This is a genomic window from Pseudomonas sp. ME-P-057 (assembly GCF_030208975.1).
GTDB classification, from domain to species: Bacteria; Pseudomonadota; Gammaproteobacteria; order Pseudomonadales; family Pseudomonadaceae; genus Aquipseudomonas; species Aquipseudomonas lutea.
The window spans coordinates 1-26,349 of the sequence record NZ_JARVSX010000047.1 but is presented as its reverse complement, the minus strand read 5'-3'; the positions used below and the strand labels follow the sequence as shown (position 1 = coordinate 26,349).

Below are 26,349 nucleotides of genomic sequence, written 5' to 3'. Positions count from 1 at the left end.
GTGACGCCTGACGCTTTCCCGGCTAAAGCCGGTCCCACTAAAGGCAGCGTGCTGCGTCAGTGGCAGTGTGCACGCCGCTTTTGATGTCAGTGGGACCGGCTTTAGCCGGGAAGAGGCCAGTGCGAGCGACATCCATTTAACGGCGTGACTGCCGACGCTTTGCGGGGTAAAACCGGTCCCATAAATCGCGGAGTACTTGGCAGTACTCACCCAATCGCCTGGGTCACCATCGCGAACTGGGCAATCCCATCCCGTGACTGCGGCGGTTCACCCAGCACCATGCGCGGTGCTCGATCAACGCATGGCAGTCCCAGGCTTTCCAGCCAATCCACCAGACCGCACTCAGCCAGAACATCGAAACGCACAAACGCGCCGGGGGTCAGCGCCAGCAAATACGAAATCATCTGCTGCGCCCGCTGCAGATTTTGCGCAACCACCGGACCAATAAGATACCCGCGGCCGAAACGGCGGAGCAGGGCGCAGCCTTTCAGTTGCCCGCGCACTCCGATGCCCGCCACACATTCCGCCGTCGGCAGCAGCTCATTCAAGACGGCCGTGCGGTCCAGTCCGCTGCCGGCATTGGCCAGTTCGATTAACTGCGGGTATTCGTCCCGGGCCAGTTCGCGGCAGCGATCATCCCCCGTTGCAGCCACGGTCTGCGTGGTTTGCGGCACGCCCTGATGCTGTTGAATCCGCGCGTATTCGACGAAACCCATGCTCACATACAGCGGCGACCCGGATTCAGTCGCATTAAGAATCGGCGTGCGCGGCGCTGCGGCGTCCAGGCACAGCTTCATCAGCTGGCGGCCGATGCCTTTGCTCTGGTGCCGGTCACTGACGATCACCAGGCCGATGGAGGAATACGCGCCCTGATGGCATGCGAACGCCACCCCCACCAATTGACCGTGGTGTTCGGCGACGAAGCCCTCGGAGGTGCGCTGCACCATCGCCCAATCTTCCTCGCGATGGGGCCACTTCAAGTGCACGGAGAGCGCGTGAGCGGCGGGCATGTCGGCCGCTGTGGCGGTGCGATAACGGTAGGCGTCGCTCATACGAGTTTTCCTGTAACAAGGCTGCTGTTCGCCAGTTGCGGCACCAGCGATGGCTGGGTAAACCTGCGGATGTCAAAGGGACTGATGGACGTGCTGGTGCTGCCGGTGCTGATCAGTTCGGCCATCACATCGCCAACACCCGGGCCTAGCTGGAAACCATGGCCGCAGAACCCGAAGGCGTAGAACAGCCCGTCCACCATGCCACTCGGGCCCATGACCGGCAGAGAATCCGGCGTGTAACTTTCGATGCCGCTCCAGGTGCGGATGATGTTGAGTTTCTCGGCACCCGGTACCAGCCGCTGCATCTGGCGCATCTGATTGAGCAGGCTTTCGGGCTTGAAAAAAGCCCGGCGGTTGACCATGTCGGGCGCGCAGCGGTTGCCGCCGCCGATGATGATGTTGCCGCGCGGGATCTGCCGAAAATAGATCACCTCCTCTTTGATTTTGGTGAACACGCCGATCACCGTGGGCAAGGCATAGGGCACAGGCTCGGTCACCGACATCTGCGGGCCGTTGGGCTCCAGAGGCACCGGTTCATCGAACTGTTCAGACAGTTTGGTCGCCCACGCGCCCGCGGTGATCAACAGTTGCTCGGCAACAAACAGCTGGCCGTCTGTGGTGGTGACATGAAACTGCTCGCCGACCTTTTGCACGTCGGCGACCTCAGTGCATTCTTCGATTCGTGCGCCGAGCCGACGCGCCGCGCGGGCAAAGGCCGGGGCCGCCAGACGCGGGTTGGCGTGACCGTCATGGGGCGCATACGAACCGCCCCTGACCTCGGGCCCAAGAAAACCAAAACGCGCGCGCAGCTCGGCCCCACGATAGATTTTCAGGTCCAGTTGCTCGGCTTCCGGGGCCGCGGCGTAGGCCTCCAGCTCGGCAATCTCATCTTCGCGGTAACACACGCGCATGTGCCCGCTGGGGATGAATTCGAGGTCGTCATCGATCAGCTCCGGCAGGCGTTTCCATAGGCCCCATGAGCGGTTGGCCAGTTCGAGCTGGCCCAGATAGCGCCCTTGTCGGCGCACGTTGCCGAAGTTCACGCCGCTGGCGTACTGACCAATCTGGTCGCGTTCCAGCAACGTCACAGCGCGGCCGCGCCGCTGCAGGAAAAACGTCGACGAGGCGCCCATGACGCCGCCGCCAATCACCAGCACATCGCTTTTCTGCGGGTTCATGAAGGCTCTTTTTGCAGGTTTCGGGGTAGCAGGTGAGGCGGTTGCAGTTCGCGGGCTACCGCTTCGATTTCGATCAGGTAACCGTGATGCAAGACCGGGACCGGGACCACGGCGCGGGCCGGCCGATGCTCGCCCAGGCAGTGCGCATAGAGGCGGTCAAAGGCTGGCCAGTGTTCGATGCCCACCACGTAGACGGTGACTTTCAGCAAGTCACCGGGGCTCAAGCCTGCTTCGCGAAGAATCGCGATCAGGTTGTCGAGCGCAATCGAGGCCTGCACCTCGAACGGCTGATCGGCACTGTGCTCGCCATTGGCGCGCACCGGCAATTGCCCGGACACGTAAAGGACGCCGCCATGGGCAATCGCCTGCGAGTAGTGACCGCCCGGTGCCGCTGCGTGGACCGTATGAATGACGTCGAGATCACCAGCCATGCAGGCGACTCCAGGTGTGCACCGCGCCGTTGGCGTCGAGGGCGTGATAGTGCGGGAATTGCGCACCGGTCGCGCACGCGTGGTTGGGGAGGATGCGTAAACGGCTACCGATGGGGAAAAGCGCGGCCAAGTCTGCATGGCAGGTGTCGCCCAGCGTGATAATGCCGTGCTCCTGATTGGCGCCAGTGACCCGCGCGCCGTCAATCCAGTCGCCCGCTTCGCTGCAGACCTGGCCGTAACCGAAATCGTGGCGCTGACGCTGGGTGCCACGATCACGACTCATGGCCATCCAGCCGGCATCGGTGATAATCCAGCCTTTGGCCAGCTGATGGCCGATCACCGTGGTCAGCACGCTCAACGCCAACTCTTCGGTCTGGCAGACACCAATGTTGTGCATGACCAGATCGAAGAACACATAAACCCCGGCGCGCACTTCAGTCACGCCGTCCAGATTCTGCGCCGAGAGGGCAGTGGGGGTGGAACCGATGCTCACGTCCGCGCAGGCGATTCCGGCCTTGCGAATACGCTCAGCCGCGTGCACGCACAGGGCGCGCTCCTGTTCGGCGAGGGCTTGCAGGGCTTCGGTGTTATCAAGTTGGTAGCTTGAACCGGCGTGGGTCATCACTCCGCGCAGTTGCACGGCGCCTTCACTGAGGATGCGCGCCACGTCGATTAGCGCAGGGTCTTCAGCGGCGAGGCCCGAGCGATGGCCGTCGCAGTCAACCTCAATCCAGACAGGCAAGGCCTCATCGTGCTCACGCGCAAACGCGACGATCGCCCGCGCGCCCTGAACGCTGTCGGTCAGCACGCTTAGGTTGCAGCCAGCGCGCCGTAGCGCCAGCGCCTGGGGTAATTTGCCGGGGGCAATGGCGACCGCGTACAACACATCGTCGATGCCTTGGCTGAAACAGTGTTCGGCTTCTTTCAGTGTGGAGACCGTGACGCCGCTGGCGCCGGCTGCGATCTGCGCGTGAATTACCGGCAGGCATTTACTGGTCTTGACGTGGGGACGCAGACGCACGCCGAGGCCTTCCATGCGCTGCTGCATGCGCTGGATATTGCGCTGCATGCGCGGGACGTCCACCAGGGCAGCGGGCGTGTCGAGAGAGGTGATCAGCGTAGACATGACAGATCTCGGGTGGCGGGGAACAGGCTGCACTCTACGCAGCGGCCGTTAAGGTGTGGTTCAATTCAGCCTCATCAGTCATTAAGTAAAAGTGAATGATCTCCATCGAAGATCTGCGCCTGGCGGTCGCCCTGAGCCGTGCCGAATCCCTGAGCGCGGCGGCCAGGCTCCTGAATGTCTCACCGCCTGCGTTGTCCATGCGGCTGCGTAAACTGGAGACGCGGCTGGGCCTGGCCCTGGCCAACCGCGACGCCCGCCGCCTGAGCCTGACGGCCGACGGGGAACGCTTCTCACGGGAAAGCGCGTTGTTGCTGGAACAGCTCGAAGCGCTCCCGGAATCCTTCCGGCAAAAGGACGAAAGGCTGGTCGGCACATTGCGGCTGGCGGCGCCATTTGGCTTCGGGCGGCAGCGCGTTGCGCCGCTGCTGGCACGGTTTATCAGGCTCCATCCGCAGTTGTGCCTGCACCTTGATCTGCGCGAAACCCCCTGGCCGGACCGCCATGACAGCGATGCCGTGATCCACATCGGCCACCTCAACGACAGCCTGTGGACCGCGCGGCAACTTTCCCCCAACGACCGCTGGCTGTGCGCAAGCCCGGCCTACCTGCAAGAACACGGCGAACCGGCGTCACCGGACCAACTTGGCGCCCATCGCTGTATCTGCATCCGCGAGAACGATGAAGACGTCACCCTGTGGCACCTGCAAAAAGGCACCGCCCGCAAAACCTTGCGCATCGAACCGGCGTTGCTGACCAACGACGGCAGCGTCGCCCGCCGCTGGGCCGAGCAAGGCCTGGGACTGGTGCTACGTTCGCAATGGGACGTCAGCGACGCCATCGCCAGTGGCAACCTCATCCGCGTCCTCGCCGACTGGAACTTCGACAGCGCCCCCGTCAACCTCCTCGTACCCTCACGCAAACTGCGCAGCCCGCGGGTGCAGGCATTGGTGGCATTTCTGGAAGATGCGATGAAGGTATGAGTGATGAAGTTTGCTCGGGAAGCAGGCGTTACAGCGCAACATCGGCGGCGCTGCGACTTGCCTCTTCCCGGCTAAAGCCGGTCCCACTAAAAAGCACCGCGTGGAGCCAGCGAGACCGGTGAGGCCGGTGACGCGGAGCGTCAGGGGATGCATTCCCACGCGGAGCGTGGGAACGATCGATACGATCGGGATCAAAGGCTTCCCGGCTAAAGCCGGTCCCACAAGGTGTCGGCGTTTTTCAGTGGGACCGGCTTCAGCCGGGAAGCTTTTGATTTGCCTTTGATCTGCCTTTGATCTTCATACGCAAAAAGCCCAAACACCGCCAATCGCGACTTGGGTGCAGGCTGAACGCAGGTCTCGTGGAGTGGGCCGAGCGGCATGGATGGCGGCGGGCCCACGGAGCGAGACCGAAGTGAAGGAACCCTGACGAAGAGGGGCCCAACCGAGAGCAGGCACTTTTGGTTACTTTTAGTTGGTCCGGCTCCCGGCTTTTTAAAAGTAACTCGCCGAAGGCGAAACCCGAGGCCGTTAGGCCGACGCTTTTGATCTTGATCTGAAAAAACGCTTATTTCACCGCATATACCTTGCGAACGTAAACCGCACTCGTCCACGCACAAAACGCCCCCTTCGCCACAAAAACCGTATCACCCGCATTAACCGTCACCTCAACACCTGCCTCATCGGCCAGCGTCACGCTCCCCTCCAACAGATGCATCAACTCATGCAACCGGTGCGCACGACCATGGCGCTGATACGGCGTCGAATCCCAAATCCCCACCTTAAACTCCGTCACCGCATCATCAAACAGACTCAACGCCCGACACTGCGGCGCCGGTCCAATCAAAATCGGCGGCTCCAGCGTCGCAGACGGATCCAGCCACAGATGCGCCGGCAACAGCGTCAACCCGGGGCGCACCGGTGCGTTTTCCACATCCACCGCACAAAATGCCCATTCGCTGCCAGCGCTCGCCTGCACCGTGACGCGACTGCCACGGCCAATCACCGCGCTGCCCCCGATGCCCAACTCAAGCGTCTGGTCCGCACTGCTCAACACCACATGCCCGGCGTGCACCACCAGCGTCTCGCTATAGGGAAAATCCTCAATCAAGGCATCGCCGCTGAACCGCACAACACCGGCAGACACACCATCGTCGCCTCGCCACGCCACCTTTCGTGCCTCGGCGAAGGGATCACGCGCGCTTAACGGCGCCGAGCTAAACGACGTCGCAACGCCGCTGCCATCAGCACGCGCCAACAGCAAAATACCGGGAGTAGACATGGGTAACGCTCCGTAGGGAATCAGCCGATCGCCTGAGTGATCAGCGCAAAAGGTTGGATGCCCTGGCTGGACTCGGGCGGCGTGCCCCGCGCCATCTGAACAACGGTGTCGATGTTCTTCAGGCCTGCTGCTTCCAGCCAGTCACTGAGGCCGCACGCCACGGGGATGTCGATGCGCACAAAAGCGTCCGGCACCTGCGCCAGCAAAACGGCGATCAGGTGTTTGGCCTGATGGCTGTTCTCCGCCACCACCGGCCCGATGCAGCGTCCGCGCCCGAACGGCCGCAGCAGGGCGAAGCCGCGCAGTTGACCGTCACGCTCGATGCCCACGGCGTGCTCCACTTGCAGGTCGCGCAACACGTCGCTGCGGTCCAGGCCGCTGGCGGCGTTGGCGAGGGCGAGCAGGGCGGCATGATCGTCAGCATTAAGGGCACGGCAGGTTTCGCCGCCCGCCAGCTCCACCAATGCCGGCACGATGGCCTGGCCTTGATGCTGCTGCACCCGACCAAACTCAACAAAACCCTGGCTGGCATATAACGGCTTGCCGGCAACGGTGGCATTGAGGGTCGGCGTGCGCGGCTCGCATGCGGCAAGGGCCATCTCCATCAAGCGACGGCCGATGCCCTGGCCCTGATAATCATTGCTGACGATTACCAGGCCGATGGTTGCGAAATCACCTTGAGGGCAGACAAAGGCGCTGCCGATCAGGCGGCCGCCGTCCATCACCACGAAGCCGTCGCTGACCCGATGCAACATGGCCCAGTCGTCCAGGCGGTGGGGCCACTTCAGTTGCACCGACAGGTCGTGGGCGGCGGGCAGGTCAGCCACGGTCATGGGGCGGTAGGTATAAGAAGGGTGTGGCAGGGCGGACATGGCGAGGCTCCGTTATGCAGTATTCAGGTAAGCGCTGGAGGCCTGTATCCCACCTGATGCGAGGGCTGACAAGGGGCCTTGGCATATTCGGCAGATTCGTCCCGCGCCGGGGGACGGGACCCTACTTCGTACTTAAATCCGGGGCGAGTGCGGCAGCAAATGCCAAGCCCGGATTTTATCGTTTCAGCCCCGATGATCGATCCTGCGCTCTGCGTGCAGGCGATCGAGCCGCCTCGCCACATTATCTGCCGCCGCAAGCCCCATTCTTAAGCCTTCCCACGCTGCAATCCCCGGAAAAGCCCCCTAAAAGCGCACAAACACAGGCCCCGCCCAAGCCTGGCGCGCACCGCAAAGTCTGCTGAGGCCAGCCACCAAAACGGTGGTTTGTATTGAGCACGGGTCGTTTTAGACGGCATATGCTGATTTCACAGTGATGTAATGAACCTGTGCTGCAACGAGGCCGCCGCGCCGCCAGGGCAGCGAACGCTTGCCACACTCAACTGACTTCAGGACCGCACTCAATGAGCTTTCTTCGTCCCAAATTCATTACGTTCGACTGCTACGGCACGCTCACCAACTTCCACATGGGCACCATGACCCGCGAGCTCTTCGCCGACCGCGTCAAGCCTGAACAGATGGACCAGTTCGTCAAAGACTTTTCGGCCTACCGGCTCGATCAGGTAATGGGCGACTGGCAGCCGTACGACGTCATTCTCAAGACCGCCCTGGCCCGAACCTGCAAACGTTGGGGCGTCGAGTACCGTGATGAAGGCCAGCTGTATTACGACGCAGTGCCGACCTGGGGTCCCCATGCCGACGTGCCGGCCGGTCTGTCGAAGATCGCCGACAAGATTCCCCTGGTGATCTTCTCCAACGCCAGCGACAGCCAGATCATGTCCAACGTCGACAAGCTCGGCGCGCCGTTCCACAAGGTCTTCACCGCCGAGCAGGCCCAGGCCTACAAGCCACGTCTGGCCGCGTTCGAATTCATGCTCGACAACCTCGGCTGCGGCCCGGAAGACATCTTGCATGTGTCTTCCAGCTTCCGTTACGACCTGATGTCGGCCCACGACATGAAGATCAAGCACAAGGCCTTCGTGGCCCGTGGGCATGAAGTACCGGCGAATGCGTTCTTCGAGTATCAGCAAATTACCGACATCGGCGGACTGCCGGCGCTGGTGGGGCTGTAACTCAGGCACCGTCTACCGGTTTTCGGCACGCAGGTTTTGACGCAAGGGGTTAAAGATGGGCAGTGAATCCTATTGGCTCGACACCGCACCGGCCTTCACCGGTGCCCAACTCGGCGGCTTGCCCGGGCAGGTCGACGTGGCCGTGATCGGCGGTGGATTCACCGGCCTGTCGGCAGCACGTGCGTTGGCGCTCAAGGGTGCCAGCGTGGTGGTGCTGGACGCCGGTCGCGTGATCGGCGAAGCCTCGGGGCGCAACGGCGGGCAGTGCAATACCGGCGTGGCGCAGGACTACGCCGGTCTGCACGCCAGCCTCGGTGCGGCCAAAGCGCGTGCCTATTACCAGGCCTATGAAAGCGCGGTGCAGACCGTGGTTTCGCTGGTCGAGCAGGAAGGAATCTCCTGTGATCTGGTGCGCAACGGCAAGCTCAAACTGGCGGCCAAACCCCTGCATTACGAAGGCCTGGCTCGCACCTGCGAGCTGATCCGTCAGGAGGTGGACGCCGATGTCGAGCTGCTGAATGCCGAGCAAACCCGTACCGAAGTCAACTCGGCGCAGTTTCACGGTGGCCTGTTGCAGCGTAATGGCGTTCAGATGCACGTCGGCCGTTTTGGTGTCGGGCTGGCGGAAGCCGCTGCCCGCTGCGGCGCAATGGTCTACGAACACACCCCGGTCAAGGACTGGAAGCCCAAGGCTGGCGGTTATCAGGTCAACACCGCCAAGGGTTCGCTGCAGGCAGGTCAGGTGCTGTTGGCGACCGGCGCTTGCCAGCACGGGGACCTTGGCTGGTACCGCCGGCGGATCGTGCCGGTGGGCAGTTTTGTCATCGCCACAGAAGTCTTGCCTCAGGCGCTGATCGACCAGTTGTTGCCGCAGCATCGGGCGTACGTCACCAGCCGGATGATCGGCAACTACTTCCGCCTGACCCCGGACAACCGCCTGCTGTTTGGCGGCCGCGCGCGGTTTGCCATGTCCGACGGCGTGTCCGACGCCAAGAGCGGCAAGGTGCTGCAGGCGGCAATGCTTCAGATGTTTCCGCAATTGGCCGACGTGAAGATCGACTATTGCTGGGGCGGCCTGGTGGACATGACGTCCGACCGTCTGCCCCGCGCCGGCCAGCACGGCGGCGTGTTTCATTCCATGGGTTACAGCGGCCATGGCGTGCAGATGTCGGTGCACATGGGCCAGGTCATGGCTGAGGTCATGGCCGGCAACGCGGCGGCCAATCCCTGGCGTGAGCTGGAATGGCCGGCGATCCCCGGGCACTTCGGCAAGCCCTGGTTTCTGCCGTTTGTGGGCGCCTATTACCGCTTGCAGGACTATCTGCACTGAATCATGCACTGACTCGCCGCTGTAGCGTCACCGTCGTTTGCGTTTCCAGGACGCTCCGGACATCCGTGAGCACTCGAATATCCCGATCATCGACAGGTAGCCTGATATGACTGACCACAAAGACACCCCCGAGCTTATCTCCGGCCCAGACAGCCTGCGGGTATTTGAAGGCCTCAATCGCGGCATGTCGCGGCGCAACGCCTTGCAGATGCTCGGCCTGGCTGGCGTCGCTGCAGCGGGGGCGGGCAGCCTGTTCGGCAGCGCCGGCAAACTGTTCGCCGAAGAAGCCACCGCCGGCGGCAAGGGCAAGCCTGGCGGCAAGATTCGTGTGGCCGGCATGTCCAGTTCCACCGCCGACACCCTCGACCCGGCCAAGGGTGCGCTGTCCACCGACTATGCCCGTCAGTACATGTTCTACAACGGCCTGACCCGTTTCGATAAGCATCTGGTGCCGCAGCTGGAGCTGGCCGAGCGCATCGACAACGTAGATGCCACGCTGTGGACCATCACCTTGCGCAAGGACGTGACGTTCCACAACGGCAAGGGCCTCAGCGCCGCCGACGTGGTGTTCTCCCTCAGCCGCCACAAGGACCCGCTGACCGGTTCCAAGGTCATGCCGCTGATGGAGCAGTTTGCCGAGATCAAGGCCACCGGCCCTAACGAGGTGCAGATTCGCCTCAGCGCCGCGAACGCCGAACTGCCGTCGATCCTCGCCGTGTCACACCTGCTGATCGTTCCCGAGGGCACCACCGACTTCAACAAAGGCATCGGCACCGGGCCGTTCACCGTCGGCGAGTTCAAGCCGGGTGTGCGTTCGGTGGCCGTGCGCAACAAGAACTACTGGAAACCGGGCCTGCCCTACCTTGACGAGATCGAGTTCATCGCGATTGGCGACGAGCCGTCGCGGGTCAATGCGCTGCTGTCCGGCGACGTACACATGATCAACGAGGTTAACCCGCGCTCCACCACGCGCATTGCTGCAAGCCCCAAACACCGCGTCGTCGATGCGCCGTCGGGCAACTACACTGATTTGATCATTCGCCAGGACCAGTTGCCCGGCAAAAGCCCGGAATTCACCCAGGCCATGAAGCTGTTGCTGGACCGCGAACAGGTCAAGTCAGCCGTGTTCCGTGGCTTCGCCGTGGTCGGCAACGATCACCCGATTGCCCCAGGGTCGCGCTACTTCAACACTGACTTGCCGCAGACCGTTTACGATCCTGAAAAAGCCAGGTTCCTGCTGAAGAAAGCCGGCATGGAAAGCATCACTATGCCGGTCATGGCGTCGCCTGCCGCCACCGGTTCGGTGGACATCGCCGTGCTGCTGCAGCAGTCGGCGAAACAGGCCGGGCTCAAGCTGGACGTGAACCGTCTGCCCAGCGACGGCTATTGGTCCAACCACTGGATGAAGCATCCGTTGAGCTTCGGCAACATCAACCCGCGGCCTAATGCCGACGTGATGTTCTCGCAGTTCTTCCAGTCCAAGGCGCCGTGGAACGAGTCCGGGTGGCAGAACGACCAGTTCGACCAGTTGCTGATGCTGGCACGGGGCGAAACCGACGACGCCAAGCGCGCCAGGATGTATGGCGACATGCAAACGCTGGTTCACGATCACTGCGGCATCGGCGTACCGGTGTTCATCAGCAACATCGACGGCGTCGACCAGCGCATCAAGGGCTACGACTCCAACCCGTTGGGCGGCTTCATGGGTTACATGTTCGCCGAACAGGTGTGGCTGGACGCTTGAGGAGGCTGTGCGATGAATAGCCATACGCTGTGGTTGATCTGCCGGCGCTTCGGTGCCGGGATCGTGACCTTATTGATCGTGTCGATGGTCGTCTTCGCGATCACGGCCGTGCTGCCGGGCGACGCGGCGCAGCAATCCCTCGGTCAGTTCGCCACCCCGGAACAGGTGGCGGCGCTGCGCCTGAAACTGGGGCTCGATCAACCCGGCGTGTTGCGCTACCTGCACTGGTTGATGAGCCTGCTGACCGGCGACATGGGCCAGTCGGTGTCCAACGCCATGCCGGTGGGTGAATTGATGGCCGGCCGTGTGCCGAATACGCTGATGCTGGCGGCCGCCACGGCGCTGGTGTCTGTGCCTCTGGCGCTGATCCTCGGCATCGGTTCGGCCATGGGCCGGGGCGGGCGCATCGACAGCTGCCTGAGCTTCATCACCCTGGCCATGGTCGCGGTGCCGGAGTTTCTGGTGGCGACCCTGGCGGTGCTGATTTTCGCGGTCAACCTCGGTTGGCTGTCGGCGCTGTCCTATGCCACCGACATCACCTCGCCGCTGCAATTTTTGCGCACCTATGCGTTACCGGTGATGACCCTGTGCTGCGTGATCGTGGCGCAGATGGCACGGATGACCCGCGCTGCCGTCATCGACCAGCTCGACAGCCCCTACGTGGAAATGGCCCGTCTCAAAGGCGTGAGCCCGATCCGCATCGTGCTGCGGCACGCCCTGCCCAACGCGATTGGACCGATTGCCAACGCCATCGCCCTGAGCCTGTCGTACCTGCTGGGCGGGGTGGTGATCGTCGAGACCATCTTCAATTACCCCGGTATCGCCAGCCTGATGGTCGATGCCGTAACCAACCGCGACATGGCCCTGGTGCAAGCCTGCACCATGCTGTTCTGCGCGGCCTATCTGGCGTTGGTGTTACTTGCCGACCTGTGCGCCATCCTCTCCAACCCGAGGCTGAGAAACCAATGAACCCGCTCATTGCGAAATCCAGGCCTGCATCTTCTGCTCTGGCCCTGGCCAAAGTCTCCGGCAACCCGCCCTGGCTGGGACTGGTCGGCGCCGCCGTCTGCGTGATCTGGCTGCTGGTGGCGCTATTGGGCCCTTGGGTGGCGCCGCACCCGGTCGGCGAAGTGGTCTCCGACAACATCTTCGAAGGCTTCACGCTGGCGCATCCGTTTGGTACCGATTACCTGGGCCGCGACATGCTCAGCCGGGTGCTGGTGGGCGCGCGCTTCACCGTCGGCCTGTCGCTGGTGGCGGCGCTGTTGGCCAGCACCTTGGGCACCGGTTGCGCGCTGCTGTCAGTGGTGTCGCCAAAGTGGCTGGACGAAATCATCAGCCGGATCATGGACGCCTTCATATCGATCCCCAGCAAAATGCTCGCGCTGATCATGGTCTCGGCCTTTGGCTCGTCAGTCACGCTGCTGATCTGCACGGCGGTCATCAGTTACATCCCCGGTTCGTTCCGGGTGGCCCGCAGCATGGCGGTGAACATCGAAGCGCTCGAATACGTGCAAGTGGCGCGCACACGGGGCGAAAGCAAGTTGTACGTGGCGTGCCGTGAAATTCTGCCAAACATGCTCAATCCGGTGCTCACGGACCTGGGGCTGCGCTTCGGCTACATCGTGTTGTTGCTCAGCGGCATGAGCTTTCTGGGCCTTGGCGTGCAGCCGCCGGACGCCGACCTGGGTTCGCTGGTGCGGGAAAACATCGGCGGCCTCAATCAGGGCGCAATGGCGATCATCATTCCGGCGCTGGCCATTGGCACGCTGACCATCGGCGTCAATCTGCTGATCGACTACCTGTCGTCCCGACGTGGTCGGCGCTCGGGAGGCCATTGATATGACTCAATTGATTCGCGTCGAAGACTTGCGCGTGGTAGCGGGTGATCCGGGCCAAGAGGTTGAAATCGTCAAAGGGGTTAGCTTTGCCCTTGAAAGAGGCGAAGTGCTGGCGCTGATCGGCGAGTCCGGCTCCGGCAAAACCACGATTGCCCTGGCCTTGCTCGGTTATGCGCGGCGCGGCTGCCGGTTGTCCGGCGGCGTGGTGCAGGTCGGCGACCACGACATGCTCGCCCTGAGCGAAAAACAGCTGCAGGGCCTGCGCGGCAATCGCGTGTCCTACATCGCGCAAAGCGCTGCTGCAGCGTTCAACCCGGCGAAAAAGCTCCTCGATCAAGTGGTCGAAGGCCCGTTGATCCATGGCCTTGGCACCCGCGCGGAGCTGGAAGCCAAGGCCATCGGCCTGTTCCACGACCTGGCCTTGCCGAACCCGGAACGCATTGGCCGTCGCTACCCGCACCAAGTGTCCGGCGGGCAACTGCAACGGGTAATGGCGGCGATGGCGCTGATCAGCGACCCGTTGCTGGTGGTGCTGGATGAGCCGACCACGGCGCTGGACGTGACCACCCAGATCGACGTGCTGCGGGCCTTCAAGCGTGTGGTGCGTGAGCGCGGCGCCACGGCGGTCTACGTGTCCCACGACCTGGCGGTGGTCGCGCAAATGGCCGATCAGATTGTGGTGCTCAACGGCGGGCAGATCCTTGAACAAAGCGCCACCGCGCCGCTGCTCAAGGCACCGACCCACGAATACACCCGCAGCCTGCTGGCGGCGGCGCGCCCCGACACGCGCATTCGCCCGCCCTGCGGCGTTGCCGAAGAGGCGCCGTTGCTTACAATCACAGGCCTGACCGCCGGCTACGGCAACAAAAACCTGCACGGCATGCCGGCCATCCGCGTGCTCGAAGACATCGACCTGACGGTGCGGCGGGGTCAGGCCATTGGCGTGATCGGTGAGTCGGGTTCGGGCAAATCGACCCTGGCGCGGGTAGTGGCGGGGCTGCTGACCCCGGCCCTCGGCGGCCTGACGTTCGACGGCCAGCCCTTGGGTGGCAGCCTGTCCGAGCGCACGCCGGAGCAGTTTCGGCGGATCCAGATGGTCTTCCAGAACGCCGACACAGCGCTCAATCCGATGCACAGCGTCGCAACCATCCTCAGTCGCCCGCTGAAAATGTATTTCGGCCTCAAGGGTTCGGCATTGCAGGCGCGCATCGGCGAGCTGCTCGACCTGGTGCGCCTGCCGCGGGACATGGCCGACCGCCGGCCCAATGAACTGTCGGGCGGGCAGAAGCAGCGGGTCAACCTGGCCCGGGCGCTGGCGGCCAAGCCCGACCTGATCCTCTGCGATGAAGTCACCTCGGCCCTCGACACAGTGGTCGGCGCGGCGATTCTCGAACTGTTGCGCGACCTGCGTCAGCAACTGGGGGTGTCCTACCTGTTTATCAGCCATGACATCTCCACCGTGCGCGCGCTGTGCGATGACATCGTGGTGATGTACAGCGGCCACAAAGTCCACGCCGGCCGCCGCGAGTCGTTTACCGAGGCACCGTACCATCCGTACACCGACCTGCTCATTCACTCGGTGCCGGAACTGCGCCAGGGCTGGCTGGAAACCTGCGGCGCCACCCATGGCGAGCTGCCTCCGATCGGCGAGCGGGCCAACCTGCCTGAGCTGTGCACCTTCCTCAATCGCTGCCCGGTGCGCGTCGACGGGCTGTGCAATCGGACCGCGCCGAAGCGCCGTACGCTGGACAACGGCAGCGAAATTCTCTGTCACCGCGACGGCGCCGATCTGCTGGCCACCCAGCGCGGCGTTACCCTTACCAGCTTGGGAGCATATGCATGAAAGGGCGTTTTGTGAGGCTGGCCGAACAGGGCCGGCCGACGGTCAAGCTGACCGTGGATGGCGCGCAGGTCCAAGCACTGCAGGGCGACACGCTGATGGTCGCTTTGCTTACCCAGGGCGCGGCGCTGCGTCAGTCGGAATTCGACAGTGGCCGACGCGCCGGTTTCTGCCTGATGGGCGCATGCCAGGATTGCTGGGTCTGGACCCGCGGTGGTGAGCGCCTGCGCGCCTGCTCCAATGAAGTCCGCGACGGCCTGGACATCGTCACCACACAACCGGAGGCGACATGGCCACTTCACAGCTGAGTTCCCATCGGGTCGTTATCGTGGGCGCGGGGCCTGCCGGTGTGCGCTGTGCCGAAACCCTGCTCGCGGCGGGCATCAAACCGATTCTGGTGGACGAAAACCGCCGCGACGGCGGACAGATCTACCGCCGCCAGCCAGACGGCTTCACCCGTGATTATTCCGCCTTGTATGGCAGCGAAGCCGACAAAGCCAAAGACCTGCACCAGACGTTCGACCGCCTGCGCGGCGCCATCGATTACCGACCCGACACCTTGGTCTGGAACCTCACGCCGGGGCAGTTGTGCTGCGTCAGTCAGGGCCGTCACAGCACGCTGGACTACGACGCGCTGATTCTCTGCACCGGCGCCACCGACCGGCTGATGCCCGTCGAAGGCTGGCAACTGGCGGGCACCTACAGCCTGGGCGGGGCGCAGATCGCGTTGAAAAATCAGGCCGTTTCCATTGGCCATCGCGTGGTCTTCATGGGCAGCGGGCCGTTGCTTTATCTGGTCGCCAGTCAGTACGTCAAAGCCGGCGCCACTGTGGCGGCGGTCCTCGACACCTCGCCCTTCAGTCTGCGCGTCAAAGCCCTGCCCAAACTGTTGGCGCGGCCAGGTTTATTGTGGACCGGGATGAAATTCCTGGCGCAGTTGTACCAGGCCAAAGTGCCGGTACATTTGGGCGTCAAGCCGCAGCAGGTACTGGGTGATGCTGCCAATGGCGTGGCCGGGGTACGTTTCACCACCCGCGGCGGCCGAGCCGTGACCGTGCAGGCGGATGCCGTCGCCCTGGGTTATCACCTGCGTCCGGAAACCCAGCTGGGTGACCTGGCCGGTTGCACCATGGCCTTCGATCAGGCTTCCAGCCAATGGTGGCTGGCGACCGACGAGGCCGGTCGTACTTCGGTGAGCGGCGTGTATGCCGCCGGCGACGGGGCGAAGATTCGTGGCGCCGATGCTGCCGAGCTCGCCGGACGCCGCGTGGCCCTGGCGATGCTTGAAGACCTCAAGCAACCGTTCAATGCCGGGCTGCGCGATGAACAACAACAGGCGCTGGCGGTGATGGACCAGTTTCGTCTGGGCCTGGCCGAAGCCTTTCCCTGGCCCGGCGAACAAGCGAAGGCCTTGCCTGACAGCGCCATCATTTGCCGCTGCGAGATGATTACGGCCGGCGAATTACGCCGCACGGTCAACGAGAAGGGCGCTTGTGAAGTCAACCGAGCCAAGGCTTTCAGCCGCGTCGGCATGGGCCGCTGCCAAGGGCGTTATTGCTCCCAGGCGGGTGCCGAGGTGATTGCCGCAGAAGCGGGTGTGCAGGTGCAGGAGGTCGGTCGCCAGCGCGGGCAGGCGCCGGTCAAACCATTGTCGATGCTCATCGAGGAGGTGTCGCTGTGAGCGTGCAAAAAGCAGATGTGGTGATTGTCGGCGGAGGCTTCATGGGCGCGGCGACAGCGTTCTTTCTGCGCCGGCGCGGGCAGTCGGTGATCCTCCTGGAGCGTGATCAGATCGGCCAGTACGCCAGCGGCGTCAACTTCGGCAACGTGCGTCGACAAGGGCGATTCCTTGGGCAACTGGCGCTGGCCAACCGCTCGTGGGCGCTGTGGAAACGCCTGCCGGAACTGATCGACGACGACCTTGAGTTCATCCCCAGCGGGCACATGCGCGTGTGTTATCGCGAGGACGAAATTGCCGAGCTGGAGGCCTATGCGGCTGCGCCGGAAGCCGAGCAGCTGGATTTGAAAATCTACCGCGGCGCCGAGCTGCACCAGCGTTTTGGCTTCCTCGGCGCAGACGTTAAAGGCGGCTCGCACGCGCCCCACGACGGCCACGCCAATCCGCGCCTCGCCGCGCCGGCCTTTGCCCGCGCCGCCCGACGGCTGGGGGCGCAGATTGAAGAGCGCACGGAAGTGGCCGAGGTCGAGAAGGTCGGCGGTGACTTCCACGTTACCACCACCGACGGCCGCCGGTATCAGGCCGCGCAGCTGTTAATCACCGCTGGCGCCTGGGGCCAGAAGCTCTCGGCGCAATTCGGCGAACCGGTGCCGCTGGATACCCATGGCCCGCAGATGGCCGTCACCGAGCCGGTGCCCTACGCGTTGCCGACGGTAATCGGCGTGTACACGAAGATTCCGGAGGAGGTGATCTACTTCCGCCAGATCCCCCGCGGCAATATTGTTATCGGCGGTGGCGTTCGCAGCAAACCGGACATGCTCAACCGTCGCGCTTATGTCGAGCCGCGCAGCATTGTCAATCAGATCGAACAGATGCGCCGTCTGCTGCCGGGCGTGCAGAACCTGAACATCATCCGCGTGTGGAGCGGTATCGAAGGCTACCTGCCCGATTCGCTGCCCATCATGGGGGCCAGCGGCACGGTCGAGGGATTGTTCTACGCCTTCGGCTTCTGCGGCCACGGTTTTCAACTGGGCCCGGGGGTCGGTGACGTGATGGCCGAACTGCTCGCCACCGGCAGCACCACAACGCCCGTCGAGCCATTTTCCATCACGCGTTTTGCCCTTCCTGCCGAGCAACGGAGCCAAGCCTCATGAAACCCCGCGTCCTCGAGATTCTCAAACGGCTGATGGCCTTCGAAACGGTGTCGTCAGAGTCCAACATGGCGTTGATCGAGTACGTCCGCGACCTGCTGCTAAGCAAGGGCGTCGAGTCGCTGATCGTCAAGGATCAGAGTGGCAAAAAAGCCAACCTGTTCGCCAGCACCGGGCCGAAGGACCAGCCCGGCGTGCTGCTCTCCGGGCACACCGACGTGGTGCCGGCGGCGGGGCAGGCATGGACCTTTCCAGCGTTCGCCGCCACCGTGCAGGACGGGCGCATTTATGGCCGTGGCAGCTGCGACATGAAGGGCTTCATCGCCCTGGCCATCGACGCCATGCTCGACGCGGCAGAGCACTCACTCAACCGCCCGCTGCAACTGGCGTTGTCCCATGACGAGGAGATCGGTTGCGTGGGCGTGCGACGCTTGCTCGACGTGCTGCACCTGACCCCTGTGCGGCCGTTTCTCTGCGTGGTCGGCGAACCGACCAACATGCAGTTTGTACTGGGCCACAAGGGCAAGGGGTCCTACCGCACCCATTGCCGGGGCCAGGAGGCGCATTCTTCCCTGGCGCCGCGTTCGGTCAACGCCATTCATGTGGCCTGCGACTTCATCGCCTCGCTGCGTGAGAGCCAACAGCACCTGCAACAGCACGGCGCGCAGGACACTGACTACGACGTGCCCTACAGCACCGTGCATGTCGGCCAGATCAGCGGCGGCAAGGCGCTGAACATCGTGCCGAACCTGTGCACCCTGGATTTCGAAGTGCGCAACCTGCCGGCGGATAACCTGGATCAATTCATCGAGCAGATGCGCGAGCGTGCCGAAGTGATTGTGCGTGAGGCGCAGAAGCTTTCGAGCGTGGCGGCCATCGAGATCGAAACCATCAACGTCTACCCTGGTCTCGACACCCACCCCACCGTCGAGGCGGTGAGCTTCCTCAAGCAATTTGCCGCGCCGGACACCGGCATGAACAAGGTCTCGTTTGGCACCGAAGGGGGCTTGTTCAAGCAGCGCCTCGATGTGCCGGTGGTGGTGTGTGGCCCGGGGTCCATCGAGCAGGCGCACAAGCCGGACGAGTTTATCGAGGTCAGCCAGATGGACGCCGGTGAACGCTTTTTGCAAGGTTTGCTGGGCTCGCTGAAGGCGTAGCAGAGCCTGCCGTCCTGCGTTGAATTTCAGCACGGCACGCTGGTTTGAAGGCGCTTTCGGCATCCTCCGCCGAGCCAGATCCCTAGACTGGAATCTGTCTCGGATCAGGACTCGACCATGCTCAAGAATCGCTTGCAAGACCCCGGCCTGCTGGCTGAACGCGCCTACGTGAACGGTGAATGGATCGCCGCCGACAGCGGCGCCACCCTTGAAGTCCGCGACCCCGCCACGGGCGACCTGCTTGCGCAGGTCCCGGCCATGGACGCAATCGATACCCGCCGCGCCGTCGAAGCGGCCGAACTCGCCTGGCCGGCCTGGCGTGCGCGCCCGGCGGCAGAACGCGCAGCGCTGCTGGAGCGCTGGTTTCAGGCGATGATCGACCACCTCGATGACCTCGCGCTGATCATGACCAGCGAGCAGGGCAAGCCGCTGAACGAGGCCAAGGGCGAGATCCGCTACGGCGCCGGCTTCGTCAAATGGTTCGCGGAAGAAGCGCGCCGGGTCTACGGCGAAACCATGCCGGCCCCCAGTGGCGACCGCCGTCTGCTGACCCTCAAGCAACCCGTGGGTGTCTGCGCCGCGATCACCCCGTGGAATTTCCCCAACGCGATGATCACCCGCAAATGCGCGCCGGCGCTGGCAGCCGGTTGCCCGGTCATCGTCAAGCCGTCTGACCTCACGCCGCTGTCGGCCCTCGCGCTGGCGGTCCTGGCCGAGCGCGTCGGCATTCCAGCCGGCGTATTCAACGTCCTCACGGGGATGCCCGCCGGCATCGGTGCAGAACTCACCGGCAACCCGGCGGTACGCAAGATCTCCTTCACCGGCTCCACCGCCGTCGGCCGCCTGCTGATGCGCCAGAGCGCCGAACACATCAAGCGCCTGAGCCTGGAACTGGGCGGCAACGCGCCGTTTGTGGTGTTCGACGACGCCGACCTGGAACAGGCCGTGGCCGGGGTGATGATCAGCAAGTTTCGCAACGCCGGACAAACCTGCGTGTGCGCCAACCGCATCCTGGTGCAGGCGGGCATCTACGACCGCTTCGCCGCGCGGCTGGTGGAGGAGGTGGGCAAACTCAAGGTCGGCAACGGCCTGGAAGAGGGCGTGACCATCGGCCCGCTGATCAACCCTGCGGCGGTCAGCAAGGTAGCTCGGCACATCGACGATGCCCTGAGTCAGGGCGCGAAACTGCTCTGCGGCGCGATTCCCGCAGGCGGCAGCCAGTTCGTGCAACCCACTGTGCTGGCTGAGGTCCACGCCGGGATGTTGTTGGCGAATGAGGAAACCTTCGGCCCGGTGGCGCCGTTGATGCGCTTTACTGATGAAGCTGAGGCGCTGGCCTTGGCCAACGCCACCCCATTTGGCTTGGGCGCCTACTTTTTCACCCAGGACCTCAAGCGCTCGTGGCGTTTTGGTGAGGCGCTGGAATTCGGCATGGTCGGCCTCAACACCGGGATCATCTCGATGGAAGTCGCGCCCTTCGGCGGCATCAAACAATCGGGCCTCGGCCGCGAAGGCAGCAAATACGGCCTGGACGAGTACCTTGAAGTCAAAGCCTTCCACATCGGCGGCTTGAACTGATTCATCCCGAGGGGCGCAGCATGAGCAAGGCATTCAGGATCGCCGCGATTGCAGGCGATGGCATCGGCAAGGAAGTCCTGCCGGAAGGGTTGCGGGTACTGGAGCAGGCGGCCAGGAAATGGCAACTGAACCTGAGCATCGATGTGCTCGACTGGGCCCACTGCGACTACTACCTGGCGCATGGACAGATGATGCCCGATGACTGGTTCGCGCAGCTAAAAGGCTATGACGCGATTTACTTCGGCGCGGTCGGCTGGCCCGACAAGGTCCCGGACCACATTTCTCTCTGGGGGTCCTTGCTCAAGTTTCGCCGGGACTTCGACCAGTACGTGAACATCCGTCCGGTACGCCTGTTCCCCGGCGTACCCTGTCCGCTGGCCGGGCGCAAACCGGGCGACATCGACTTCGTCGTCATCCGCGAAAACACCGAGGGCGAATATTCGTCCGTAGGCGGCAAGATGTTCGAAGGCACCGACCACGAGTTCGTGCTGCAGGAATCGGTGTTCACCCGCCGTGGCGTCGACCGCATCCTCAAGTTCGCCTTCGAACTCGCTCAGACCCGCCCGCGCAAACGCCTGACGGCGGCGACCAAGTCCAACGGCATCTCCATCAGCATGCCGTACTGGGACGAGCGTACGGCACTGATGGCGGCGAACTACCCCGAGGTGACGTGGGACAAGCAGCACATCGACATCCTCTGCGCACGCTTCGTCTTGCAGCCGGACCGCTTTGATGTGGTGGTGGCGTCGAATCTGTTCGGCGACATCCTGTCCGACCTCGGCCCGGCGTGCGCCGGCACCATCGGCATCGCGCCCTCGGCCAATCTCGACCCGGAACGGCGCTTCCCCTCGCTGTTCGAACCGGTGCATGGCTCTGCGCCTGACATCTACGGGCAGAACATCGCCAACCCCATCGCGATGATCTGGTCCGGCGCGCTGATGCTCGACTTCCTCGGCAACGGCGACGAACGCTACCGCGCGGCCCATGACGGGATATTGAGGGCGATTGAAGAAGTGATTGCCGAAGGACCGATCACGCCGGACCTGGGCGGGAAGGGGACGACGCAAGACGTCGGGGCGGCGATTGCCGAGAGGTTGGTTTAGGGCCGGCCGCGGTGTTTCAGTGGGACCGGCTTTTGACGCTTAGTGGCACCGACTTTAGCCGGGAAGGCGGATGCCACACCGGAAATTGGTAGCGATTGCGCGGGCCTCTTCCCGGCTGAAGCCGGTCCCACTATGGATATGCGCGGTGTGTCAGTGGGACTGGCTTTAGCCGGAAAGGCGTCACACGGCACACCCCAAAAATTGATCACCAGTGCACTGGCCTCTTCCCGGCTAAAGCCAGTCCCACTAAAAACATGCGCGGTGTCAGTGGGACCGGCTTCAGCCGGGAAGCCCTTGATCTGCTTTTGATTCTCATACACAAACAGTCCAGACACCACTAATCGCGACTTGGGTGCAGGCCGAACTTAGACGACGCGCAGTGGGTCGAGCCGCATGGATGCGGCGAGCGCGCCGTCAGGACATGGATGTCCGTTCGGCGCGGGCCCACGGAGCGTCGTCGAAGTAAGGGTACTCCGACGAAGGAGGAGCCCAACCAGGAGCAAGCACCCTTGGTTACTTGGGGATGGTGCGACTTTCGACCTTTCCAGGTAACTCGCCGAAGGCGAAACAGTCTGCCCCCAGGCAGGCGCCCTTGATCTTGATCGGGCTTTTGATCTGGATGTCGATCTAAGAAAACTCAATACCCCCGATTCCGATCTACCTGACCCACCATCCGCTCCCCCCGCTCAAACCGCCGAATATTCTCCAACAACACCCCGAATGCACTCGCTGGCTGCGTCATCGCCGCCACATGCGGCGTCAGCACCACCTGCGGGTGATCCCAAAACGGATGATCCGCCGCCGCCGGCTCCACCTGCAGCACATCCAGAACAGCACCCCCCAACTGCCCACTCTCAAGTGCCTCCAGCAAATCCTCCTCCACCAGATGCCCGCCGCGCCCCATATTGATCAGCCCAGCGCCTCGCGGCAGCAACGCAAACAGATTCCGGTCCAGTATCCCTTCCGTCTGCTCCGTCAACGGCAACACACACAGCAACATATCGCACTGCCCCAGAAACGCCGCCAACTGCGCCTGACCCGCAAAACAAGTCACCCCCTCAATCTCGTGAACACTGCGCGCCCAACCCGACAATGCAAACCCGAACGGCGCCAGCGTCGCCAGAATCTGCTGCGCCTGGGTGCCCAATCCCATCACCCCCACACGCCGGTGCTCTGCCGGCTGCAACAGATGCGCCTGCCAACAGCGTGCCGCCTGCTGCTCGCGATACCGCAGCATATCGCGATGCAAACTCAACACCGCCCAAGTGGCGTATTCGCACATCCCCCTCGTGATGCCCGGATCCAGCAGACGCACCACCGGCAGATCCACCGGCAAACGCGACAGGTCCAACTGATCGACCCCGGCCGACAAGGCAAACAGCACTTTCAGATTGGGCAGCAACTGCTGCAGATTGTCCGGCGCCTGCCACGCTGCCAAATACTCGATCTCCTCGGCATTGCCAATGTCCGGCCAAGCGCGCCACTCAATGTCCGGTGCGTGTTCGGCGAACAGCATTCGCCATCGTGGCGCGCGCGCGGGGTCTGCTTTGTAGAGCAAGGCCATGGGCTTTTCCTGCTAAAGAGAGGCGGAAGGGAGGTTGAAGTGAGCAAGCACCATCATCCCCCAAGCCCGACGCAGGATCTGTCGAAAGCCGGGGCCAAAACAGTTGATCCGGATGTCTCACGGGCCAAGTTCGGCTAAGTGCGTTGCCCGCACGCCGTAATCTGACAGCATCGCAACCGCCTCCCGGTTGCCGGACTCACGATGGGAAATGCCATGAACAGCAAAGTCGACGAAACCCCTCATTTGCTCCGTCAGCGCGAGCAGTTTGTGCCCCGTGGCCTGGTGACCGCGCACCCGCTGGTGATCGACCGCGCCCAGGGTGCCGAGTTGTGGGACGTGGATGGCAAGCGCTACCTGGACTTTGTCGGCGGCATCGGCGTGCTCAACATTGGCCATAACCATCCGAAAGTGGTCGCGGCGGTGCAGGCGCAATTGCAAAAAGTTTCCCACGCCTGTTTTCAGGTGGCGGCTTACACGCCTTATCTCGATTTGGCCCAGCGCCTGTGCGAGATGATCGGCGGGCAGGAAGCCTACAAGGCCGCATTCTTCACCTCCGGCGCTGAAGCGGTGGAAAACGCGGTGAAAATTGCCCGCGCCCACACCAATCGTTCGGCGGTTATCGCCTTTCGTGGCGGCTTCCATGGACGCACTTTGCTCGGCACCACGCTGACCGGCATGAGCCAACCGTACAAGCAAAACTTCGGGCCGTTTGCGCCGGAGGTGTTCCATACGCCGTATCCGAACGCGTATCGCGGCGTTAGCAGTGTTGACGCAATCAATGCCCTGAACGAATTGCTCGCTACCCAAGTGGCACCGGACCGCGTCGCCGCCATCTTGATTGAACCGGTGCAGGGCGACGGCGGCTTCCTCACCGCGCCGCCGGAGTTTCTCCAGGCCCTGCGCGCCTTGGCCGACAAGCACGGCATCGTGTTGATCCTCGACGAAATCCAGACCGGCTTCGGCCGCACCGGCACCTGGTTCGGCTACCAGCACTCTGGCATTCAGCCTGATCTCGTCACCGTGGCCAAAAGCCTTGCCGGTGGTTTGCCGTTGTCGGGGGTTGTCGGCAAGGCACACATCATGGACGCGCCACTGCCCGGCGGCTTGGGCGGAACCTATGGCGGTAACGCGCTGGCCTGCGCGGCAGGTCTGGCGGTGATCGATGCGTTTGAAGAAGAACAACTGCTGGCGCGCAGCCAACTCCTGGGCGAACGCCTGCGCCAGGGCCTGCTCGGCCTGCAAGCGCGTTATCCGCGCATCGGCGACGTACGCGGCACCGGCTTCATGCTGGCGATCGAACTGATCAAGGATGATGCCGCGCGCACCCCGGATGCCGACCTTAATGCACGGGTGATCGACGAGGCCCGCGCCGGCGGTTTGCTGGTCATCAAATGCGGCGTCTACCGCAACGTGCTGCGCTTCCTTGCGCCGCTGGTGACCACCGAAGCCCAAGTCGACGAAGCCCTACAGATCCTCGACGCCGCCTTGGCACGGGTCTTGAACTCGAATTCGAAGTAGCGCTTTGCCCGCAACGGGCCAGATGCGTCCAGGAGGTTTGATCCAGATGGGGCTGACAGGATTGGGGCTGACAGAATACAGAGCGCTGGTTATTGATTGCGACGAAGTGCTGGTGGATCGCGATTCGGGCGTCTGGGCCGCGCTGCACCCGCTGCTCGACAGCCGTGGCGGTCGACCGGCCAAAGACCAGGTACTGGAAGAATTCAACGCCGTCATCGCGACCCTTTATCCCCGTTTCGCCGAGCTGGGCTTCAGTGGCATGTTGTGTTTCGCCCATCGCCAGCTCGCCGAAAAGTGGGGCTTGCACGCCAGTTGGGAGGAGGGCATGAGCTTCGCCCGTTCGGCGGGCAACTGGTCACTGTTCGAAGACGCGCCGGGCGCAATGCTGTATCTGCGCAAGTTTTATCGACTGCTGGTGCGCGGCGACCGCGATGCCGAGGACCGCGACCTTCTGTGCGAGCGACTGGGAATTGCACCGGAAGATTTCATTTCCCTGGCCGAAGGTCCGCAATGGCTCATCGATCAGGGCGATCAGGTGCAACCGGTCCTGCACGTGACCCGACCGTCGGTCGAGCCCTTCGCCGCGCTGGACCGCTGCTTGATCGGCCGCCACCGGGCGCGTCAGCCATCGCCGTGTGCGGCGCAGTACTGCATCAACAGCATGGCCGATCTGGTGGCGCAGCATCAGCTGTCTTTACGGCGCTGATTTTGCTAGAAGATTGTCTTACAACGGCAGTCAAGAGGTACGTGATGGAAGGGCTCGTAAAACTGGATCGGATCGACATCAGCATCCTGGTCGAACTGCAGAAGGACGGCCGGATGACCAACGTCAGCCTTGCCGATGCCGTCGGCCTGTCTGCCAGCCCGTGCCTGCAACGGGTCAAACGGCTTGAATCGGCCGGTTATATCTCCAGCTACAAAGCGCATCTGAACCTGGCCAAGATCACCGACTCGGTCACCGTCTTCACCGAGATCACCCTCAGCGACCACAAGCGCGAAGACTTCGCCAAGTTCGAATCCAACATCCGCCTGGTTGATGAAGTCCTCGAATGCCATTTGATCAGCGGCGGCTACGACTACCTGGTGCGCTTTATGACCCGCAGCATCCAGCACTATCAGGAGGTGGTGGAAAGCCTGCTCGACAAAAACATCGGCATCTCGAAGTACTTCAGCTACATCGTCATCAAGTCGCCTGTGCTCAAGGACGGCGTGCCGCTGCGCAAGCTGCTGCGGCACTGACATGACTTCAGGCGTTTTGTAGGCAATCTCGACGTCCCAGTGTTTATTTTTCACGCACCTTCTTCAGAAGCGCCCGGCAGAAACTTGCCTCGCGGCGCTTCATCCTCATCTCCCTCATTGAACGACACGTTGCATCAGCGACGCTTCGTTCAAACATGAAACTTTCAGCGCGATTCGCTGGACAACCGCACCACCGGGCTGATCAACGGCAAGGGCACGCTGCACCTGAACGCTGCGTCGCTGGATTCCAGCGACGGCGGTGAAGTCTCGGCCAAGGGTGACATGACCCTCGCGCTCAAGAGCCTGACCCAGAACGGTGGACGGCTGTTGGGTGACGGCGCCGTGACGCTGGAGCTCAACGGCGGGGATCTCAACAACCAACGCGGGCTGGTCACGGCGAAAGGCGCCTTGACCGTCAACCGTCTGCGCGACTTCAACAACCAGTACCGGCCAGGCGTTCATCGACGGACAGACCTCCAACGAGGATCAGTTCAAGTA

The 26,349-nt window shown here is 63.1% G+C and carries 24 protein-coding genes; 17 read left to right on the top strand and 7 right to left on the bottom strand.

Features of this window, described 5'->3' with window-relative positions:
- Window positions 1-206: 206 nt before the first annotated feature.
- From QRN48_RS23830 to QRN48_RS23815, 4 genes are read right to left on the bottom strand one after another with little or no spacing between them, the layout of a single operon-like run.
- Window positions 207-1,052: a GNAT family N-acetyltransferase gene (locus tag QRN48_RS23830; protein WP_285353731.1), complete on the bottom strand. Its 846-nt coding sequence runs from the start codon at window positions 1,050-1,052 to the stop codon at window positions 207-209.
- A complete protein-coding gene (locus tag QRN48_RS23825) occupies window positions 1,049-2,230 on the bottom strand; it encodes an NAD(P)/FAD-dependent oxidoreductase (protein ID WP_191945438.1) in 1,182 nt (393 codons plus the stop codon). Before QRN48_RS23825 ends, QRN48_RS23830 begins: the two co-directional genes overlap by 4 nt.
- The gene (locus QRN48_RS23820) at window positions 2,227-2,661 is read right to left on the bottom strand and encodes a RidA family protein (RefSeq protein WP_191945437.1); all 435 of its coding nucleotides are present in this window, start codon (window positions 2,659-2,661) and stop codon (window positions 2,227-2,229) included. Before QRN48_RS23820 ends, QRN48_RS23825 begins: the two co-directional genes overlap by 4 nt.
- Window positions 2,651-3,787, bottom strand: coding sequence for a DSD1 family PLP-dependent enzyme (locus QRN48_RS23815; RefSeq protein ID WP_285353729.1), 1,137 nt, complete (start codon window positions 3,785-3,787; stop codon window positions 2,651-2,653). The genes QRN48_RS23820 and QRN48_RS23815 overlap by 11 nt, the downstream gene beginning before the upstream one ends.
- Window positions 3,788-3,882: 95 nt before the next feature.
- On the opposite strand from QRN48_RS23815, the gene QRN48_RS23810 reads away from it, so the two are divergent.
- Window positions 3,883-4,767, top strand: a complete 885-nt coding sequence (locus QRN48_RS23810; RefSeq protein ID WP_191945435.1) for a LysR family transcriptional regulator — start codon at window positions 3,883-3,885, stop codon at window positions 4,765-4,767.
- Between the two features lie 565 nt (window positions 4,768-5,332).
- Here QRN48_RS23810 and QRN48_RS23805 read toward each other — a convergent pair.
- Together QRN48_RS23805 and QRN48_RS23800 are read right to left on the bottom strand one after the other, a co-directional pair.
- Window positions 5,333-6,046: a cupin domain-containing protein gene (locus QRN48_RS23805; protein WP_285353727.1), complete on the bottom strand. Its 714-nt coding sequence runs from the start codon at window positions 6,044-6,046 to the stop codon at window positions 5,333-5,335.
- Between the two features lie 20 nt (window positions 6,047-6,066).
- Window positions 6,067-6,918, bottom strand: coding sequence for a GNAT family N-acetyltransferase (locus QRN48_RS23800; protein WP_285353725.1), 852 nt, complete (start codon window positions 6,916-6,918; stop codon window positions 6,067-6,069).
- A gap of 521 nt (window positions 6,919-7,439) precedes the next feature.
- Between QRN48_RS23800 and QRN48_RS23795 the strand changes: the two genes are divergently transcribed.
- The 12 genes from QRN48_RS23795 (at window position 7,440) to QRN48_RS23740 (ending at window position 21,530) form a co-directional block, all read left to right on the top strand.
- Window positions 7,440-8,108: a haloacid dehalogenase type II gene (locus tag QRN48_RS23795; RefSeq protein ID WP_037011693.1), complete on the top strand. Its 669-nt coding sequence runs from the start codon at window positions 7,440-7,442 to the stop codon at window positions 8,106-8,108.
- 55 nt (window positions 8,109-8,163) lie between these two features.
- Window positions 8,164-9,438 carry an NAD(P)/FAD-dependent oxidoreductase gene (locus QRN48_RS23790; RefSeq protein WP_285353723.1) on the top strand — a complete coding sequence of 425 codons (1,275 nt, stop codon included), beginning with the start codon at window positions 8,164-8,166 and terminating at the stop codon, window positions 9,436-9,438.
- A 106-nt stretch (window positions 9,439-9,544) separates the two neighbouring features.
- Window positions 9,545-11,182, top strand: a complete 1,638-nt coding sequence (locus QRN48_RS23785; RefSeq protein ID WP_037011690.1) for an ABC transporter substrate-binding protein — start codon at window positions 9,545-9,547, stop codon at window positions 11,180-11,182.
- Between the two features lie 12 nt (window positions 11,183-11,194).
- The gene (locus QRN48_RS23780; protein ID WP_037011688.1) at window positions 11,195-12,151 is read left to right on the top strand and encodes an ABC transporter permease; all 957 of its coding nucleotides are present in this window, start codon (window positions 11,195-11,197) and stop codon (window positions 12,149-12,151) included.
- Window positions 12,148-13,023 carry an ABC transporter permease gene (locus tag QRN48_RS23775; RefSeq protein ID WP_285353721.1) on the top strand — a complete coding sequence of 292 codons (876 nt, stop codon included), beginning with the start codon at window positions 12,148-12,150 and terminating at the stop codon, window positions 13,021-13,023. Before QRN48_RS23780 ends, QRN48_RS23775 begins: the two co-directional genes overlap by 4 nt.
- A gap of 1 nt (window position 13,024) precedes the next feature.
- Window positions 13,025-14,866 carry an ABC transporter ATP-binding protein gene (locus QRN48_RS23770; protein ID WP_285353719.1) on the top strand — a complete coding sequence of 614 codons (1,842 nt, stop codon included), beginning with the start codon at window positions 13,025-13,027 and terminating at the stop codon, window positions 14,864-14,866.
- Window positions 14,863-15,171 carry a (2Fe-2S)-binding protein gene (locus QRN48_RS23765; protein WP_285353717.1) on the top strand — a complete coding sequence of 103 codons (309 nt, stop codon included), beginning with the start codon at window positions 14,863-14,865 and terminating at the stop codon, window positions 15,169-15,171. The genes QRN48_RS23770 and QRN48_RS23765 overlap by 4 nt, the downstream gene beginning before the upstream one ends.
- Window positions 15,153-16,544, top strand: coding sequence for an FAD/NAD(P)-dependent oxidoreductase (locus QRN48_RS23760; protein ID WP_285353716.1), 1,392 nt, complete (start codon window positions 15,153-15,155; stop codon window positions 16,542-16,544). Before QRN48_RS23765 ends, QRN48_RS23760 begins: the two co-directional genes overlap by 19 nt.
- A complete protein-coding gene (locus QRN48_RS23755) occupies window positions 16,541-17,695 on the top strand; it encodes an NAD(P)/FAD-dependent oxidoreductase (protein ID WP_037011677.1) in 1,155 nt (384 codons plus the stop codon). Before QRN48_RS23760 ends, QRN48_RS23755 begins: the two co-directional genes overlap by 4 nt.
- On the top strand, window positions 17,692-18,849 hold the full coding sequence (gene argE, locus QRN48_RS23750) for an acetylornithine deacetylase (protein WP_285353714.1): 1,158 nt from the start codon (window positions 17,692-17,694) through the stop codon (window positions 18,847-18,849). The genes QRN48_RS23755 and argE overlap by 4 nt, the downstream gene beginning before the upstream one ends.
- A 117-nt stretch (window positions 18,850-18,966) precedes the next feature.
- A complete protein-coding gene (locus QRN48_RS23745; protein ID WP_285353712.1) occupies window positions 18,967-20,427 on the top strand; it encodes an NAD-dependent succinate-semialdehyde dehydrogenase in 1,461 nt (486 codons plus the stop codon).
- A 20-nt stretch (window positions 20,428-20,447) separates the two neighbouring features.
- Complete coding sequence (locus QRN48_RS23740; protein WP_285353710.1) at window positions 20,448-21,530, top strand: tartrate dehydrogenase; 1,083 nt, start codon at window positions 20,448-20,450, stop codon at window positions 21,528-21,530.
- A 637-nt stretch (window positions 21,531-22,167) separates the two neighbouring features.
- On the opposite strand, the gene QRN48_RS23735 is transcribed toward QRN48_RS23740, so the two are convergent.
- Entirely contained in the window at window positions 22,168-23,094 is a 927-nt protein-coding gene (locus tag QRN48_RS23735; RefSeq protein ID WP_285353709.1) for a 2-hydroxyacid dehydrogenase, read from the bottom strand.
- 213 nt (window positions 23,095-23,307) lie between these two features.
- On the opposite strand from QRN48_RS23735, the gene gabT reads away from it, so the two are divergent.
- From gabT to QRN48_RS23715, 4 genes are all read left to right on the top strand, one after another.
- On the top strand, window positions 23,308-24,612 hold the full coding sequence (gabT, locus tag QRN48_RS23730; RefSeq protein ID WP_285353707.1) for a 4-aminobutyrate--2-oxoglutarate transaminase: 1,305 nt from the start codon (window positions 23,308-23,310) through the stop codon (window positions 24,610-24,612).
- Between the two features lie 61 nt (window positions 24,613-24,673).
- The gene (locus QRN48_RS23725) at window positions 24,674-25,318 is read left to right on the top strand and encodes a 2-haloalkanoic acid dehalogenase (protein WP_285353735.1); all 645 of its coding nucleotides are present in this window, start codon (window positions 24,674-24,676) and stop codon (window positions 25,316-25,318) included.
- A 44-nt stretch (window positions 25,319-25,362) separates the two neighbouring features.
- Complete coding sequence (locus QRN48_RS23720) at window positions 25,363-25,851, top strand: Lrp/AsnC family transcriptional regulator (protein ID WP_003174918.1); 489 nt, start codon at window positions 25,363-25,365, stop codon at window positions 25,849-25,851.
- A 177-nt stretch (window positions 25,852-26,028) separates the two neighbouring features.
- Window positions 26,029-26,349 (top strand): hypothetical protein (locus QRN48_RS23715; protein WP_350310480.1); only part of this gene is annotated, 321 nt, incomplete at its 3' end.